Source organism: Massilia sp. YIM B02443 (assembly GCF_030411955.1).
Taxonomy (GTDB): Bacteria; Pseudomonadota; Gammaproteobacteria; order Burkholderiales; family Burkholderiaceae_D; genus Telluria.
This window is the reverse complement of record NZ_JASNRA010000001.1, coordinates 311,169-325,255: the sequence shown is the minus strand read 5'-3', so window position 1 is coordinate 325,255 and position 14,087 is coordinate 311,169. Positions and strand designations below refer to the sequence as shown.

General features: G+C 63.6%; 16 protein-coding genes. 5 read left to right on the top strand and 11 right to left on the bottom strand.

Going from position 1 to position 14,087, the window contains the following annotated elements:
- Positions 1-35: 35 nt before the first annotated feature.
- The 6 genes from QPK27_RS01370 to QPK27_RS01345 all read right to left on the bottom strand — a co-directional run bounded on the left by QPK27_RS01370 (position 36) and on the right by QPK27_RS01345 (position 5,377).
- Entirely contained in the window at positions 36-758 is a 723-nt protein-coding gene (locus QPK27_RS01370) for an ABC transporter ATP-binding protein (protein WP_290416397.1), read from the bottom strand.
- Positions 758-1,528, bottom strand: a complete 771-nt coding sequence (locus QPK27_RS01365; protein WP_290416396.1) for an ABC transporter ATP-binding protein — start codon at positions 1,526-1,528, stop codon at positions 758-760. Before QPK27_RS01365 ends, QPK27_RS01370 begins: the two co-directional genes overlap by 1 nt.
- Positions 1,529-1,538: 10 nt before the next feature.
- Positions 1,539-2,750 carry an ABC transporter ATP-binding protein gene (locus QPK27_RS01360; protein WP_290416395.1) on the bottom strand — a complete coding sequence of 404 codons (1,212 nt, stop codon included), beginning with the start codon at positions 2,748-2,750 and terminating at the stop codon, positions 1,539-1,541.
- 24 nt (positions 2,751-2,774) lie between these two features.
- Positions 2,775-3,704, bottom strand: a complete 930-nt coding sequence (locus QPK27_RS01355; RefSeq protein ID WP_290416394.1) for a branched-chain amino acid ABC transporter permease — start codon at positions 3,702-3,704, stop codon at positions 2,775-2,777.
- A 214-nt stretch (positions 3,705-3,918) separates the two neighbouring features.
- Entirely contained in the window at positions 3,919-4,902 is a 984-nt protein-coding gene (gene ispH, locus QPK27_RS01350) for a 4-hydroxy-3-methylbut-2-enyl diphosphate reductase (protein WP_290416393.1), read from the bottom strand.
- A gap of 22 nt (positions 4,903-4,924) precedes the next feature.
- The gene (locus QPK27_RS01345; RefSeq protein ID WP_290416392.1) at positions 4,925-5,377 is read right to left on the bottom strand and encodes a peptidylprolyl isomerase; all 453 of its coding nucleotides are present in this window, start codon (positions 5,375-5,377) and stop codon (positions 4,925-4,927) included.
- A gap of 116 nt (positions 5,378-5,493) precedes the next feature.
- Between QPK27_RS01345 and radC the strand changes: the two genes are divergently transcribed.
- The 3 genes from radC to rpmG all read left to right on the top strand — a co-directional run bounded on the left by radC (position 5,494) and on the right by rpmG (position 6,812).
- Positions 5,494-6,165 carry a DNA repair protein RadC gene (radC, locus tag QPK27_RS01340; protein WP_290416391.1) on the top strand — a complete coding sequence of 224 codons (672 nt, stop codon included), beginning with the start codon at positions 5,494-5,496 and terminating at the stop codon, positions 6,163-6,165.
- Positions 6,166-6,394: 229 nt separating this feature from the next.
- Positions 6,395-6,631, top strand: coding sequence for a 50S ribosomal protein L28 (gene rpmB / locus QPK27_RS01335; protein WP_026354825.1), 237 nt, complete (start codon positions 6,395-6,397; stop codon positions 6,629-6,631).
- Positions 6,632-6,644: 13 nt separating this feature from the next.
- Positions 6,645-6,812, top strand: a complete 168-nt coding sequence (gene rpmG / locus QPK27_RS01330; RefSeq protein WP_005665735.1) for a 50S ribosomal protein L33 — start codon at positions 6,645-6,647, stop codon at positions 6,810-6,812.
- Positions 6,813-7,099: 287 nt separating this feature from the next.
- Here the strand turns inward: rpmG and QPK27_RS01325 are convergent, their stop codons facing one another.
- The 5 genes from QPK27_RS01325 to QPK27_RS01305 form a co-directional block, all read right to left on the bottom strand.
- On the bottom strand, positions 7,100-8,299 hold the full coding sequence (locus QPK27_RS01325) for a fatty acid desaturase (RefSeq protein ID WP_290416390.1): 1,200 nt from the start codon (positions 8,297-8,299) through the stop codon (positions 7,100-7,102).
- A gap of 124 nt (positions 8,300-8,423) precedes the next feature.
- Positions 8,424-9,767 (bottom strand): mechanosensitive ion channel family protein, encoded by a 1,344-nt coding sequence (locus QPK27_RS01320; protein WP_290416389.1) that lies wholly within the window; start codon positions 9,765-9,767, stop codon positions 8,424-8,426.
- 9 nt (positions 9,768-9,776) lie between these two features.
- Positions 9,777-11,087, bottom strand: a complete 1,311-nt coding sequence (locus QPK27_RS01315; RefSeq protein WP_290416388.1) for an RsmB/NOP family class I SAM-dependent RNA methyltransferase — start codon at positions 11,085-11,087, stop codon at positions 9,777-9,779.
- Positions 11,088-11,100: 13 nt separating this feature from the next.
- The gene (gene purN, locus QPK27_RS01310; RefSeq protein WP_290416387.1) at positions 11,101-11,745 is read right to left on the bottom strand and encodes a phosphoribosylglycinamide formyltransferase; all 645 of its coding nucleotides are present in this window, start codon (positions 11,743-11,745) and stop codon (positions 11,101-11,103) included.
- A 74-nt stretch (positions 11,746-11,819) separates the two neighbouring features.
- Positions 11,820-12,359 carry a barstar family protein gene (locus QPK27_RS01305; RefSeq protein ID WP_290416386.1) on the bottom strand — a complete coding sequence of 180 codons (540 nt, stop codon included), beginning with the start codon at positions 12,357-12,359 and terminating at the stop codon, positions 11,820-11,822.
- 265 nt (positions 12,360-12,624) lie between these two features.
- Between QPK27_RS01305 and QPK27_RS01300 the strand changes: the two genes are divergently transcribed.
- Together QPK27_RS01300 and QPK27_RS01295 are read left to right on the top strand one after the other, a co-directional pair.
- Positions 12,625-13,158 (top strand): glycine zipper 2TM domain-containing protein, encoded by a 534-nt coding sequence (locus QPK27_RS01300; RefSeq protein ID WP_290416604.1) that lies wholly within the window; start codon positions 12,625-12,627, stop codon positions 13,156-13,158.
- A 137-nt stretch (positions 13,159-13,295) separates the two neighbouring features.
- Positions 13,296-14,078, top strand: a complete 783-nt coding sequence (locus tag QPK27_RS01295; protein ID WP_290416385.1) for a spermidine synthase — start codon at positions 13,296-13,298, stop codon at positions 14,076-14,078.
- The last annotated feature ends 9 nt before the right edge of the window (positions 14,079-14,087 follow it).

Sequence of the window (14,087 nt, the reverse complement as noted above, 5' to 3'; positions counted from 1 at the left end):
GGCCGCCGAGGCCAACCCTACGTTTCAGCCACCGATCATTCGCCCAGGTACGCTGCCTGCACGCGCGGATCGTCGAGCATGTCGCGCGCATTGCCGCTCATCGTGATCGCGCCCGACTCCATCACGTAGCCGCGGTGCGCGGCCTGCAGCGCCAGCCTGGCATTCTGTTCCACCAGCAGGATCGTGATGCCCTGGCTGGAGACGTCGCGGATCACCTCGAAGATCTTCTCCACCATGATCGGCGCCAGCCCCATCGACGGCTCGTCCAGCAGCAGCAGGGTCGGATGGCACATCAGGGCGCGCGCCATCGCCAGCATCTGCTGCTCGCCGCCGGACAAGGTGCCGGCCAGCTGCGCCGAGCGCTCCTTCAGGCGCGGGAACACCGTGTACCAGCGCTCGATGTCGGCCGCGATGCCGGCCTTGTCGTTGCGGGTGTAGGCGCCCATCAACAGGTTCTCGTGGATCGACATGCGGGTGAACACGCCCCGCCCTTCCGGCACCATGGCCAGTTTCTGCTGTACCAGCCGATGCGACTGGGCGCCGCGCAGCGATGCGCCCAGGTAAGTGATCTCGCCCTCCACCTTGCACGGCGGCAGGGTACCGGTGATGGCTTTCAGGGTGGTGGTCTTGCCGGCGCCGTTGGCCCCGATCAGGGTCACCAGTTCGCCCTTGCCGACCGTCAGGTCGACGCCTTTGACCGCCTTGATACCGCCATAGGCGACCTTTAGGCCGGCGATGTTCAGGACATTCTCGAGCATCAGTGCGCTCCTCCGAGATAGGCGTCGATCACCGCCTGGTTCTTCTGGATCTCGCCCGGCAGCCCTTCGGCGATGCGCTTGCCGTACTCGAGCACCGTAATGCGGTCGCACAGGCCCATCATCAGCTTGACGTCGTGCTCGATCAGCAGCACCGTCTTGCCCTGCTCCTTGATCTTCACCAGCAGTGCGCGCAGCGCCAGCTTTTCGGTGGCGTTCATGCCGGCCGCCGGTTCGTCCAGCGCCAGCAGTTTTGGTTCGGTCGCCAGCGCGCGCGCGATTTCCAGGCGGCGCTGGTCGCCATACGACAGGTATTTGGCGGTGCGATGGGCAAACTGGCCGATGCCCACAAAATCGAGCAGTTCCTGGGCACGCGCGGCGATCGCCGCTTCTTCCTCGCGCGCGGCCCGGTGGCGCAGGATCGCGCCCAGCACGCCCTGCTTCGTGCGCACGTGGCGCCCGACCATCACGTTCTCGAGCGCGCTCATCTCGCCGAACAGGCGGATGTTCTGAAAGGTGCGGGCAATGCCGGCCTTGGCCACCGCGTGCGGCGCCGACGGCGAATACGGCTGGCTGGCCAGTTCGAAGCTGCCGCTGTCGGGCTGGTACAGCCCGGTGATGACGTTGAAGAAAGTGGTCTTGCCGGCGCCGTTGGGACCGATCAGCCCATAGATCTGGCCCTGCAGGATGCGGATGCCGACGTCGGTCAGCGCTTGCAGACCGCCGAAGCGTTTATTGACGCCGGAAATATTCAGGAGGACTTGTTCGCTCATGTTCTGTTCCTCAGGCGGTCGACGCTTCTTCGTCTTCACGCGCCAGGGCTGCATTCGGACGCTCTTCCTTGTTGGGCGAAGGCCACAGTCCGGCCGGGCGCACCAGCATGATCAGCACCAGGGCTAAACCATAGAGCAATTGACGCAGCACCTCGGCCTCGATCACGATGCGACCGAACAGCGCCTGCTGCGCCGGATCGACCACGTGGCGCAGCACTTCGGGCAAGGCCGCCAGCAGCACGCCGCCCAGCACCACGCCCGGGATGTGGCCGATGCCGCCCAGCACCACCATCGCCAGCACCGCGATCGACTCGGTCAGCGAGAACGATTCCGGAGAAACAAAACCCTGGAAGGCGCCGAACATGGCGCCGGCCACGCCGCCGAACGAGGCGCCCATGGCGAACGCCAGCAGTTTGACGTTGCGGGTATTGATGCCCATCGCCTTGGCCGCGATCTCGTCTTCGCGGATCGCCACCCAGGCCCGGCCCAGGCGCGAATGCTGCAGGCGGCCGGTGATGAAGATGGTCGCGATCACCAAGCTGAGGAACAGGAAATAGTAGGCATTCACCGACGGCATCGCATAGCTGCCGATGTACACGGTGGAGTTAGTGCCCGCTTCGCCCGCCAGCGACACCCCGAACACGCGGATCGGGTCGATCATGTTGATGCCCTGCGAACCGTTGGTGAAGTTGATCGGATCGTTCAGGTTGAGCATGAAGATGCGGATGATCTCGCCGAAGCCGAGCGTCACGATGGCGAGATAGTCGCCGCGCAGTTTCAGCGTCGGCGCGCCCAGTAGCGCGCCGCACAGGCCGGCGACCAGCGCCGCCAGCGGCACGATCGCCCACACCGACAGGTGGATGCCGTTCTGCTGGATCTCGGGACCGAAGAACGCCACCAGCGCTTCGCCCAGCGCCGGCGAATAATAGATCAGCGACTCGAGCAGCGCCGCGAACTGGGGCGACGAGAACAGCCCGACCAGGTAGGCGCCGACCGCGAAGAAGGCGATGTAGCCCAGGTCCAGCAGGCCGGCGAAGCCGACCACGATGTTCAGGCCCAGCGCCAGAATGATGTACAGCAGCGCCATGTCGATGATGCGCACCCAGGAATTGCCGAACTGGGAAGCGAAGAACGGGAACACCAGCATCAGGGCCAGGAGTGCCACCATGCTGATGGCGGCCTGGCGCGGCTTGTGGCGGGTGTCGAAGCTCAGGAGTGCCATGTCAATATCCTCTCTTCACACGCATCAGGCGCGGTCGGCCACGCGCTCGCCCATGATGCCGGACGGCCGCAGGGTGAGCACCAGGATCAGCACCACGAAGGCAAAGATGTCCTGGTAATGGCTGCCGAGGAAGCCGCCGGTGAGGTCGCCCAGGTAGCCGGCGCCGAGCGCCTCGATGATCCCCAGCAGCAGGCCGCCGACCATGGCGCCGTAGATATTGCCGATGCCACCCAGCACCGCGGCGCAAAACGCCTTCAGGCCCGGCAGCACGCCCATGGTGAAGGTGATCGAAGCGTAGTTGGCGCCCCACATCACGCCGGCGACGGCCGCCAGCGCGGCGCCGATGGCGAAGGTGGCGACGATCACGCGATTCGTGTCCACGCCCATCAGGCCGGCCACGCGCGGGTTCTCGGCCACGGCGCGCATCGCGCGGCCCATGCGGGTGCGTTCGACCAGCAGCACCAGCGCGCCCATGGCGACGGCGGCCAGCACCAGCAGCAGCACCTGGGTCTGCGAAATCATGGCGCCGCCGACCACGATCGGCTCGGGCGACAGCAGTTGCGGGAACGGGATCGGGCTGCGGCCCCAGATCATCATGGCGAAGGTCTGCAGCAGGATCGAGATGCCGATTGCCGTGATCAGCGGCGCCAGGCGCGGCGCGTTGCGCAGGCGGCGGTAGGCGACGCGTTCGATCAGGATATTGACCAGCATGGTGACGGGAATCGCACCGAGGATTGCCAGCGCCAGTTGGACGTAGCCGGGCAGCCCCGGGATATATGCGTCAAGCAGTTGCAGGATGGTCAGGCCGACCATGGCGCCGATCATCAGCACGTCGCCGTGGGCGAAGTTGATCAGATTCAGGACGCCGTACACCATGGTGTAGCCGAGTGCGACCAGGGCGTACATGCTGCCCAGCACCAGGCCGTTAAGACATTGTTGGAGAAAAGTTTCCATCGTTTTCCACTTGCGTGAACCTGCAAACAAAAAACGGCACGTCGAGGATCTCGAAGTGCCGTTCATGGTATGCCTGAACCGTGATCTGCGATTAGCCGGCCGGGTTGTTCATGGCTGGCTTGACGAATTTCCGAGCGTCGCCATCATAGCTTGGCTTTTGGAAAACTAACAATGCTTAATTAAGACAGCCTCACAGCACTGGCAATGGCTCGTTTCAAGGCGAAACAGAAAATAAAGTTCCGGGCGCGGGCGCCGTTCCCTGCGCCGGCACGCCGTCCAGGCCTTTCGGCAGCGGGAAGGTCACGTGCTCTTCGACGCCTTCCAGTGCGCGCACGCTGGCCGCGCCCAGCTCCTTGAGGCGGTCGATCACGGCCTGCACCAGCACTTCCGGGGCCGACGCGCCGGCGGTGACGCCGACGCGCTTCTTGCCGGCGATCCAGGCCGGGTCGATCGCGCCGGCATTGTCGACCATGTAGGCCGGCGTGCCCATCTTCTCGGCCACCTCGCGCAGGCGGTTCGAATTCGAGCTGTTCGGGCTGCCGACCACGACCACGACTTCCACCTGCGGCGCCATGAATTTCACGGCTTCCTGGCGGTTGGTGGTGGCGTAGCAGATGTCGCCCTTCTTCGGCTCGATGATGTTCGGGAAGCGTGCCTTCAGGGCCTCGATGATCTCGGCGGTGTCGTCGACTGACAGCGTGGTCTGCGACACGTAGGCCAGCAGGTCCGGATTGCGCACCTGCAGCGTGTGCACGTCGTCGACCGTCTCGACCAGGTGCATGCCCTCTTCGGCCTGGCCCATGGTGCCTTCGACTTCCGGGTGGCCGTCGTGGCCGATCATGATGATCTCGGCGCCTTGTTTACGCATCTTGGCCACTTCCACGTGGACCTTGGTCACCAGCGGGCAGGTGGCATCAAAAATGGTCAGGCCGCGCGCTTCGGCATCGGCGCGCACCGCTTTCGACACGCCGTGCGCCGAGAACACCAGCGTATTGCCGGGCGGGACGTCTTCCAGTTCCTCGATGAAGATCGCGCCCTTGGTGCGCAGGTCTTCCACCACATAGGCGTTGTGCACGATTTCGTGACGCACATAGATCGGGGCACCGAATTGCTTCAGGGCGCGCTCGACGATCTCGATCGCACGGTCCACGCCGGCGCAAAAGCCGCGCGGCTGGGCTAGCAGAATCTCGTTTTCCATAGATTTTTCCTGGTGTCCGGTATTACAGAACCGAAATCAGTTTCACTTCGAATTGCAAGGGCTGGCCGGCCAGCGGATGGTTGAAGTCGAACAGGGCCGTGGTATCGCGCATCTCCAGCAGCACGCCGGCGAAGCGGCCGCCCTTGGGCGCATTGAACTCGACCACTTCGCCGACCGTGTAGTCGGTGCCGGGCACCGAGTTCTCGTCCAGCGTGGCCTTCGACACCGACTGGATCAGGTCCGGGTTGCGCTCGCCGAAGCCCTCGCCCGCGTCCAGTTCGAAGGTCTGGTGCGCGCCTTCGGGCAGGCCGATCAGGCGCTGTTCGAGGAACGGCGCCAGCTGGCCCTGGCCCAGCAGCAGCGTTGCTGGGGTGCCATTGAAAGTGGTGACGATATCCGCGCCGCCGGCAACTGCCAGGCGGTAATGCAGGGTCAGGTAAGACGATTCGGTGACGACGGGTGGTGCGATGGACATGTTCTTTGTGGTGACAGGGATACCTGATCAGGCAAACCGCTATTGTAAGCCACGCGCGCGCCTTGCGCCCTCGGTAGCGCATTTTGACTGCCTCTTTTTTTGGCGAAGGATCACATATGGGTATCTGTGACTGGCCGGAACAGGATCGTCCGCGCGAGCGGCTGCTGCGCGACGGCGCCGGCGCCCTGTCCGACACCGAACTGCTGGCCATCTTCCTGCGCGTCGGCGTGGCCGGCAAAAGCGCGGTGACGCTGGCGGGCGACGTCCTCAGCCACTTCGGCTCGCTTCACCGCCTGCTGCATGCCGACTCGGACGAGTTCGGCACCCTGCACGGACTGGGCCCGGCCAAGTACGCCCAGCTGCAAGCGGCGCTCGAGCTGGCGCGGCGCGCGGTGGCCGAGCAGTTCCGCCGCGAAGCATTGTGCTCGCCGCACGCGGTGCGCCAGTTCCTGCGCAGCCAGTTCGCGCTGCAGACCCATGAATCGTTCATGGTGCTGTTCCTGGACGTCAAGAACCGCCTGATCAATTGCGACGAAATGTTCAGGGGGACGCTGACCCATACAAGTGTCTATCCGCGCGAAGTGGTCAAGGCGGCGCTGCGGCGCAACGCGGCGGCGGTGATCCTGGCGCACAACCACCCTTCCGGCGTGGCCGAGCCGAGCGAAGCCGACCTGCGCCTGACGAGCGCCCTGGTGCAGGCGCTGTCGCTGGTCGATGTGCGGGTGCTGGATCACTTCGTGGTGGCGGGCAGCCAGGTGCATTCGTTTGCCGAGAGCGGGCAGTTGTGACATGGATGCCGCACCAGCCCCTGGCGGCACAGGGCTGCCGTATGCACATTGGCATGAAATTACATAACGTAAACAGCGAGTTACGTGCCGCCCAGCGAGCTCGGCAGCAATTGTTAAATACAGATGCGAGCGTAAGACACCATTGTTTTTCGCAAGTGATTGATTCCGCTTTGTTTTTCGCGCTATACTCTCGTTTTTCCAATTCTGGAACATATTTAAGGAGTGCACTATGGCACGTGTTTGCCAAGTAACCGGCAAGGGTGTGATGGTTGGTAACAACGTCTCCCACGCTAACAACAAAACGAAACGCCGCTTCCTGCCGAACCTGCAGAACCGCCGCATCTTCGTCGAATCCGAAAACCGTTGGGTTTCGCTGCGTCTGTCGAACGCCGGCCTGCGCGTGATCGACAAGCTCGGCATCGACGCCGTGCTGGCCGACATGCGTGCCCGTGGCGAAAAAGTTTAATTAGGGAGCTATCATGGCAAAAACTGGCCGCGACAAAATCAAGCTGGAATCGACCGCAGGTACCGGTCACTTCTACACCACCACCAAGAACAAGCGCACGATGCCGGCGAAGATGGAAATCACCAAATTCGACCCGAAAGCACGTAAGCACGTGATCTACAAGGAAACCAAGATCAAGTAATTGATCCTCGGTTCTTTGAAAAAGCCGCCGGCGCAAGCCTGGCGGCTTTTTTGTTGCCCATGGATGGACAAGTAACCAGCCCGTTTTGCTTCTCGTGAGCGCCCAGACGTAGGGTTGGCCTCGGCGGTCCCGCGCTCTGCCGCCGACGCGGTGATAGTTACCATCACAAACATCGGGCGCGACATCGAAGCCGATAACAATCACCGCGTCGGCGGCGAAGCCGCCAACCCTACCACTCAAACAAAAACGGCTCCCGAAGGAGCCGTTCATGTCAAACCGGAGTCCGGTCAGGCGTAGCTGCGCAGCCGGAACGAAAACTCCTGCAGCGCCTTGATTCCCGACGCTTCCGCCCGGTTGCACCAGTCCTGCAGCTGGTGCAGCAGCTGGTCGCGGGTCGAGTGCGAACGTTCCCAGATCGCGCCCAGTTCCACGCGCATCTGGTGCATCGTTTCCAGCGCCTTGCTGTGCTGGAACAGCTCGACCAGCTGCTGCTTCTGCGACATCTCCAGCTTGCCCGGCTCGCGCTGCATCAGCTTGCGCGAGCTTTTCAGGAAGCGCGCTTCCAGCTCGGCCTTGTGCTTCAGGTGCTCGAATTCCTCGCGGAAGGCGTGGCGCACCGACTTGGCGTACTTGGCCATCACGTCGTAGCGGTTCGCGATCACCGATTGCAGCGTGTCGAAGTCGGCCTGCGCCTTGTTCTTGTCCAGCTTCGGCTTCGGCGCCACTTTCTTCACTTTCGCCAGGCCCAGGATTTCCAGGGTGCGGATATAACCCCAGCCCAGGTCGAACTCGTACCACTTGCTCGACAGCTTGGCCGAAGTGGCGTGCGTATGGTGGTTGTTGTGCAGCTCTTCGCCACCGATCAGGATGCCCCACGGGAAGATGTTGGTGGCGGCATCGTTGCAATCGTAGTTGCGGTAACCCCACCAGTGGCCCAGGCCATTGATGATGCCGGCTGCGGTGATCGGGATCCACATCATCTGGATCGCCCACACGGTCAGGCCGAGCACGCCGAACAGTGCGACGTTGATGAACAGCAGCGCGACCACGCCGGCCGCGCTGTGCTTGGTGTACACATTGCGCTCGATCCAGTCGTCCGGCGTGCCATGGCCATATTTGTCCATGGTCTCTTTATTCTTGCTTTCGGCGCGGTACAGTTCGGCGCCTTCGAGCAGCACCTTGCGGATGCCGCGCGTCTGCGGGCTGTGCGGATCTTCTTCGGTGTCGCACTTGGCGTGGTGCTTGCGGTGGATCGACGCCCATTCCTTGGTCACCTGGCCGGTGGTCAGCCACAGCCAGAAGCGGAAGAAGTGGCTCGGGATCGGGTGCAGGTCGAGCGCACGGTGCGCCTGGTGACGGTGCAGATAAATCGTCACGCTGGCGATCGTGATATGGGTCACCACCAGCGTGTAGATCACGACTTCCCATGCCGAAAAGTTCAGCAGGCCGGTCGACAGGAACGACAGCACGTCGTTAAAGAAATTCATTCAATCTCCAAAGGTCTTGTATGACGTGCAACCACCGCGACTGCACAGGCATAACCCCGGCATTTTACGCGGTTCTACTGACGCACGGCACGCAAGTTTTATCGCGAACAGGCTTGCCGCAGCATTATGCGCGCAAGTCTGCGCCAGTTTGATCCGGCGTATGCGGCGTGCGCGCCACAACCGAGGTGATGTGGGCGTCGAGCAGGCGCGTGTCCATGGCCGGATGGCCGAGCTTGATCGTGCCGGCCTGCACCAGCGCGTAGATCTTGCGGTTGACCTCGGAGATCGGTCCGCCCTGCCCGTTTTCCGGGTCGCCCAGCCAGAACCCGACTTCGAGCTCGTAGCCGTCGGCGGCGAAGGCGTTCAGGAGCACGTTCGGCGCCGGCGCTTCCAGCACCCGCGGCACGTCTTTCGGCAATTGCTCCAGCAGCGGCATCACGACCGACAAATCGCTGTCGTACGACACCACCAGCTTGGTTACCGCGCGCACGTTGCGATTGGTGCCGGACTGGTTCATGACCACGCCGGTGATCAGCATCTCGTTCGGCAGCAGGGTCTGGGTGCCGTCGGCGCTGCGCAGCACCGTGTAGCGGGTGTTGATGTGCGACACCTTGCCCGAGTATTTGTCCAGCGTGATCGGGTCGCCGATCGTCAGGCTGCGCTCGAACAGGATGATGAAGCCGGACACATAGTTACTGGCGATGCGCTGCATGCCCAGACCGAGACCGACGCCGAGCGCGCCGCCGAATACCGACAACACCGTCAGGTCCAGGCCCGCCAGCGACAGGCTGAACAGCAACGCGACCAGGATCAGCGCCGCGCGCCCGACCCGCGCCATCGCCACCCGCAGCGAGGTGTGCATGCGCTGGAAGCCCATCAGGCGTTCTTCCAGCGCGGCACCGGCCCACAGCGCCAGCATCATCAGCACCACGATCGAGATCGCGCCCTGCAGCAGGTCGGCGATCGAGACCTTGTTCTTGCCGATCGGCAGCACAGTGCGCTCGAGCGCGCGGATCACGTCCGGCAGCACGCCGGTCAGGTGCAGCGCGACGATGACCCAGGCCACGAAGGCAAACACGCGCTCGAAGGTCTGCAGCGCCGCGCCCAGCTGGCCACGGCGGGCGAAGGCGCGCCGCAGCAGGTAGAAGAAGGTGCGGATCACCGCCAGCGACATGAACAGCGGCAAGGCCACGCGCAGCAAGTGCACGCTGTAATACTGCGCCATCACGACCTTGGCCAGCGCCAGCAGGCCGACGATCAGGAGCGGCCCCAGCACGCGGCCGAAGCTGCCCAGGCCGACACTGATCAGGCCGCCCTGCTGGCCGCGGTCCTTGAGCAGCGAACCGTGGATCAGCCGCGCCAGCCCCCAGCCCACCGCCACGCAGGCGACGATGGCCAGAGCCTGCCACAGGATGGCGGGATTGCGGAAGTCGGCGAACAGGTCGCCCAGCAGGTCTGACAGCGGCATCCGGGGTCCTTACGCTTCGGTGTCGCCTTCGGCTTCGGCCGGCGCCGCCTTCGGCGCCTTGGCCACGGCCTTGCGCTCCAGCACGGCGGCGAAGAAGCCGTCGGTCTGGTGCTTATGCGGCAGCAGCTTGAGGTACTTGTCCATCTCGAGGTCGATCTTCTGTTCGGCCAGCACCTTGTTCATCGGCACCAGTTCGAAGTCCGGATGGCTTTCCAGGAACTGCTCGACGATGAAGTCGTTCTCTTCGTTCAGCAGGCTGCAGGTGGCGTACACCAGGCGGCCGCCACCCTTGACCAGGCGCGCGGCGCCGTCCAGGATCGCCGCTTGCTTTTCTTGCATTTCGGCCACGGCGTCCGGCTTCTGGCGCCACTTGACGTCCGGATTGCGGCGCAGCGTGCCCAGGCCCGAGCATGGAGCGTCGACCAGTACACGGTCGACCTTGCCGGCCAGGCGTTTGACCTTGACGTCGCGCTCGTGCGCGATCAGCACCGATTGGATGTTCGACAGGCCGCTGCGCGCCATGCGCGGCTTGAGCTTGCTCAAACGCTTTTCCGAGACGTCAAACGCGTACAGGCGGCCGGTATTGCGCATCATCGCGCCCAGCGCCAGCGTCTTGCCGCCGGCGCCGGCGCAGAAGTCGACCACCATCTCGCCGCGGCGGGCGCCGACGATCTGGGACAGCACCTGGCTGCCCTCGTCCTGCACCTCGATCGCGCCTTCCTTGAACAGCGGCAGGTTCTGCAGCGCAGGCTTCTTCAGCACGCGCAGGCCCAGTGGGGCGTACGGCATCGGCTCGGCCACGATCGGCGCTTCCGCCAGCTTGGCGATCACCTCATCGCGCCCGGCCTTGATCGAATTCACGCGCAGGTCGAGCGGCGCCGGGGTGTTCAGCACGGCGGCCAGTTCCAGCGCTTCGGCCTCGCCAAACTGGTTCACCAGCTTGTCGAACAGCCATTGCGGCAGGTTGGCGCGGATCGGCCCCGGCAGCAGGCTGCGGTCGACTTCCTTGATGCGGGTGAGGAAATGGGTTTCGTCTTCGGTCAGGCCGCCGATGGCGTCGATGCCGGCCGTCTCGGCCAGGCCCAGCAGCGCCAGGCGGCGCATCGACGGCGTGTTGCCGCCGCTGGCGAAATCGGTGAAGAACGATTTATTGCGCAGCACGGCGTAGACCGCCTCGGCGATGACACCGCGCTCGCGGCCGCCAAAGCGCGGGTTGTCCTTGAAGAAGCGCGACAGGGTGACGTCGGCGGGCGCGGTAAAACGCAAAATGTCGCGCAAGACTTCTTCGGTCTTGGCGACGATCGCTGGAGGCAATCTCATGTAAATCCTTGAATTAGCTGCTGATGGTGTCGAGCGCGCCGCTCACGTCGGCGTGCTCGAGAATGCGTACGGCGCCGTCTTCGATGACCAGACGCCCTTCCACGAACAATTGCACCGCCCGTGGGTAAATCTTGTGTTCCTCGACCAGCACCCGCGCCGACAGGGTCTCTTCGGTATCGCCCGGCAACACCGGCACCCGCGCCTGCAGCACGGCCGGACCATGGTCCAGCTCGGCGGTGACGAAGTGCACGGTGGCGCCGTGTTCGGTCACGCCGGCGTCGATCGCCTGCTGGTGCGTGCCCAGTCCCGGGAACAGCGGCAGCAGCGAAGGGTGAATATTCATCATGCGTCCCGCGTAGTGTTCGACGAAGGGCGCGGTAAGAATGCGCATGAAGCCGGCCAGCACCACCAGGTCGGGCGCGAAGCCGTCGATGGTTTCCTGCAGTTTGGCGTCGAACTCGGCGCGGGTGGCGAATTCCTTGTTGGCCACCACCGCGGTCGGGATTCCACGCGCCGCGGCAAAGGCCAGGCCGCCGGCCTCGGGTTTGTTGCTGATCACCGCTGCGATACGGGCCGGCCACTTCTGGCTCTCGGCCGCGCGCACGACCGCTTCCATATTGCTGCCGCGGCCGGAAATGAGGATCACGATGTTTTTCATGGCCGACATTGTACCGTATCGACACCGGCCAACCGCAGCCTCGGGGCCGGGTTTTATCGGACCATGGGCCCGGTTCAGCCGGCCTGGGCGTCGGTTTGCAGCAGGGTCGCGAACGAGTAGAACACGCGGAACGGCACCTTCTTTTCGGCCCAGAACTCGGCCGCGTCGCGGAACACGTCGAGCAGGTTTTCGCGCGCTTCCTTGTCGAATTTTTGTGCGCTAGGTAGTTGTTCGAGCACAACAAGGAAACCCGGCTGGGGACCGGCTTCGTGGATGGTTTCGGTCAGGCACTTACGCAGCGCATCGAAATTCTTGCTGCAAGGCTTGGGGAAATGGAAGTTCTCGCCGATTCGCGCACAGACCTGTTGCTTGGTCAGTGTATTGGCGCAATGCGCATACAAGAAGTGATGGCCCAGTCTGCCGGCCTCCTGTTGCAGATCGCCAACGCTATACGCGCGGATCGCTTGCACAAGATTTGGCGCCACCCTCATCAACAAACTCATTTTTTCCTCAAGTTGACCTGTCAGACCCGCGCCAAGGCGCCACCCGTCGCGGCGCCCGGTGACGCCGCTGCTGCTTCCCCCGCTGTCGTTGCTATACGCCAATAAATCCATGATTTGTGTAAGGGTAACGTTTTGTGGTATTGGAAGCAACCCAAATGTGAGTTTCACATACCCATTTGTAAGAAATGGTAGGGGCAACTGTCACACAAAGTCAGCCCCGATCGCCCGATCTCATTCTGGCGCGAGTCTTCCCGGGTCCGCATCGCTGTTACATTTTGTTGCCACGCGGATTCGAACCCTTTTCCGGGAAAGGATTACCATGAAGGTTCGAACCAAGACACTTGCGGCGCAGCGCCGCACCACCTACGAGGACACTATGAACATCCACGCCAAATTGATCGTCGCGGCCCTTGGCATCGCCGCCCTGCCGCTGGCGCAGGCTGCCGATTTCGAAGACTTCGGCCGCGTGGTGCGTGTCGAGCCGCGCGTCGAGCAAGTACGCACCCCTCGCCAGGAATGCCGCACCGACTACGTGCAAGTGCCGGTGCAGCAAGAACGCAGCGCTGGCGGCGGTATTGTCGGCGGGATCGCCGGCGCCCTGCTGGGCAATCAGATCGGCAGCGGCAATGGCCGCGTGGCGGCGACTGCCGCCGGTGCGATCGCCGGCGCCATGGTCGGCGACCGCGTCGACAACCGTAACGGCCAGCCCAGCAGCGTGCAGGAGCAAGCGGTGCGCCAGTGCCGCACGGTGGAAGCGATCGAGCAGCGCACTGCCGGCTACAACGTGACCTACGAATACCGCGGCCAGACCTACACGTCGCTGATGAACACCGATCCGGGCAACCGCGTGCGCCTGCGCGTCTCGGTGCAGCCGGTCGACAGCGCCAGCCAGGCCTACAGCCAGTACTGATCGGATTTATTTTGTTACAAGCAGCGCGGCCGGGCGGCGACGCCACGGCCGCGTTGCCGTTTATACACCTTGCGCATGTGCGCTTGCGCTACGGGAACGCGCGCCCCGATAATAGGGCGATTCCATCAGGCTGTCCTATGCTCATCAAACGCAAATCCATCGAACTGGCCGAATCGTCGCGCCGTCCCGCCCGCAAACCCAAATTCGCCCCCGTGACGCTGTCCGAACAGGATGGCGTGCGCTACCTCCACTTCGGCACCGAGTGGGTGCAAGGCGCCATGCGCATCCGCAAGCCCGACTGGCCCGAGCTGGAATACGCGCAGCAGATGATGGCTTGGATGCTGTTCATCGACGCCCCGCGCGCCATCGCGCAACTCGGCCTGGGCACGGCGGCGCTGACCAAGTTCTGCTATCGCCAGTTCCCTGAAGCCACGGTTACCGCGGTCGAGCTCAACGAATCGGTGATTGCGATCTGCAATTCGATGTTCAAGCTGCCGCCGCAGGACGAGCGCCTGCAGGTGCTCGAGATGGATGCGCTCGACTTCGTCGAGGATCCGGATAACCACGGCGCCTTCGACGTGCTGCAATGCGACCTGTACGACGCCACCGCGCGCGGCCCGGTGCTCGACACACCCGAGTTCTATCAGGCGTGCGCCAACTGCCTGAACGAGCACGGCATCATGACCGTCAACCTGTTCGGCGACCACCCGAGCTTTGCCAAGAACCTGAAGGCCATGAAATTCGCCTTCGGCCACGTGATGTGCCTGCCCGAGGTGCATGATGGCAATGTGGTGGCGCTGTGCTTCAAGACCCGCCCTACGATCGACAAGGAACAATTGGCCGCACGTGCCGCCGAGATCGTGGCGCAGACCAAGCTGCCGGCCAAGTCGTGGGTCAAGGGATTGCTCTCCACAGATTGACCCATCCAT

Coding starts and splice junctions, on each gene's coding strand:
- QPK27_RS01370 (WP_290416397.1), bottom strand. CDS start 758: ATGCTCGAGAATGTCCTGAACATCGCCGGCCTAAAGGTCGCCTATGGC.
- QPK27_RS01365 (WP_290416396.1), bottom strand. CDS start 1,528: ATGAGCGAACAAGTCCTCCTGAATATTTCCGGCGTCAATAAACGCTTC.
- QPK27_RS01360 (WP_290416395.1), bottom strand. CDS start 2,750: ATGGCACTCCTGAGCTTCGACACCCGCCACAAGCCGCGCCAGGCCGCC.
- QPK27_RS01355 (WP_290416394.1), bottom strand. CDS start 3,704: ATGGAAACTTTTCTCCAACAATGTCTTAACGGCCTGGTGCTGGGCAGC.
- ispH (WP_290416393.1), bottom strand. CDS start 4,902: ATGGAAAACGAGATTCTGCTAGCCCAGCCGCGCGGCTTTTGCGCCGGC.
- QPK27_RS01345 (WP_290416392.1), bottom strand. CDS start 5,377: ATGTCCATCGCACCACCCGTCGTCACCGAATCGTCTTACCTGACCCTG.
- radC (WP_290416391.1), top strand. CDS start 5,494: ATGGGTATCTGTGACTGGCCGGAACAGGATCGTCCGCGCGAGCGGCTG.
- rpmB (WP_026354825.1), top strand. CDS start 6,395: ATGGCACGTGTTTGCCAAGTAACCGGCAAGGGTGTGATGGTTGGTAAC.
- rpmG (WP_005665735.1), top strand. CDS start 6,645: ATGGCAAAAACTGGCCGCGACAAAATCAAGCTGGAATCGACCGCAGGT.
- QPK27_RS01325 (WP_290416390.1), bottom strand. CDS start 8,299: ATGAATTTCTTTAACGACGTGCTGTCGTTCCTGTCGACCGGCCTGCTG.
- QPK27_RS01320 (WP_290416389.1), bottom strand. CDS start 9,767: ATGCCGCTGTCAGACCTGCTGGGCGACCTGTTCGCCGACTTCCGCAAT.
- QPK27_RS01315 (WP_290416388.1), bottom strand. CDS start 11,087: ATGAGATTGCCTCCAGCGATCGTCGCCAAGACCGAAGAAGTCTTGCGC.
- purN (WP_290416387.1), bottom strand. CDS start 11,745: ATGAAAAACATCGTGATCCTCATTTCCGGCCGCGGCAGCAATATGGAA.
- QPK27_RS01305 (WP_290416386.1), bottom strand. CDS start 12,359: ATGGATTTATTGGCGTATAGCAACGACAGCGGGGGAAGCAGCAGCGGC.
- QPK27_RS01300 (WP_290416604.1), top strand. CDS start 12,625: ATGAACATCCACGCCAAATTGATCGTCGCGGCCCTTGGCATCGCCGCC.
- QPK27_RS01295 (WP_290416385.1), top strand. CDS start 13,296: ATGCTCATCAAACGCAAATCCATCGAACTGGCCGAATCGTCGCGCCGT.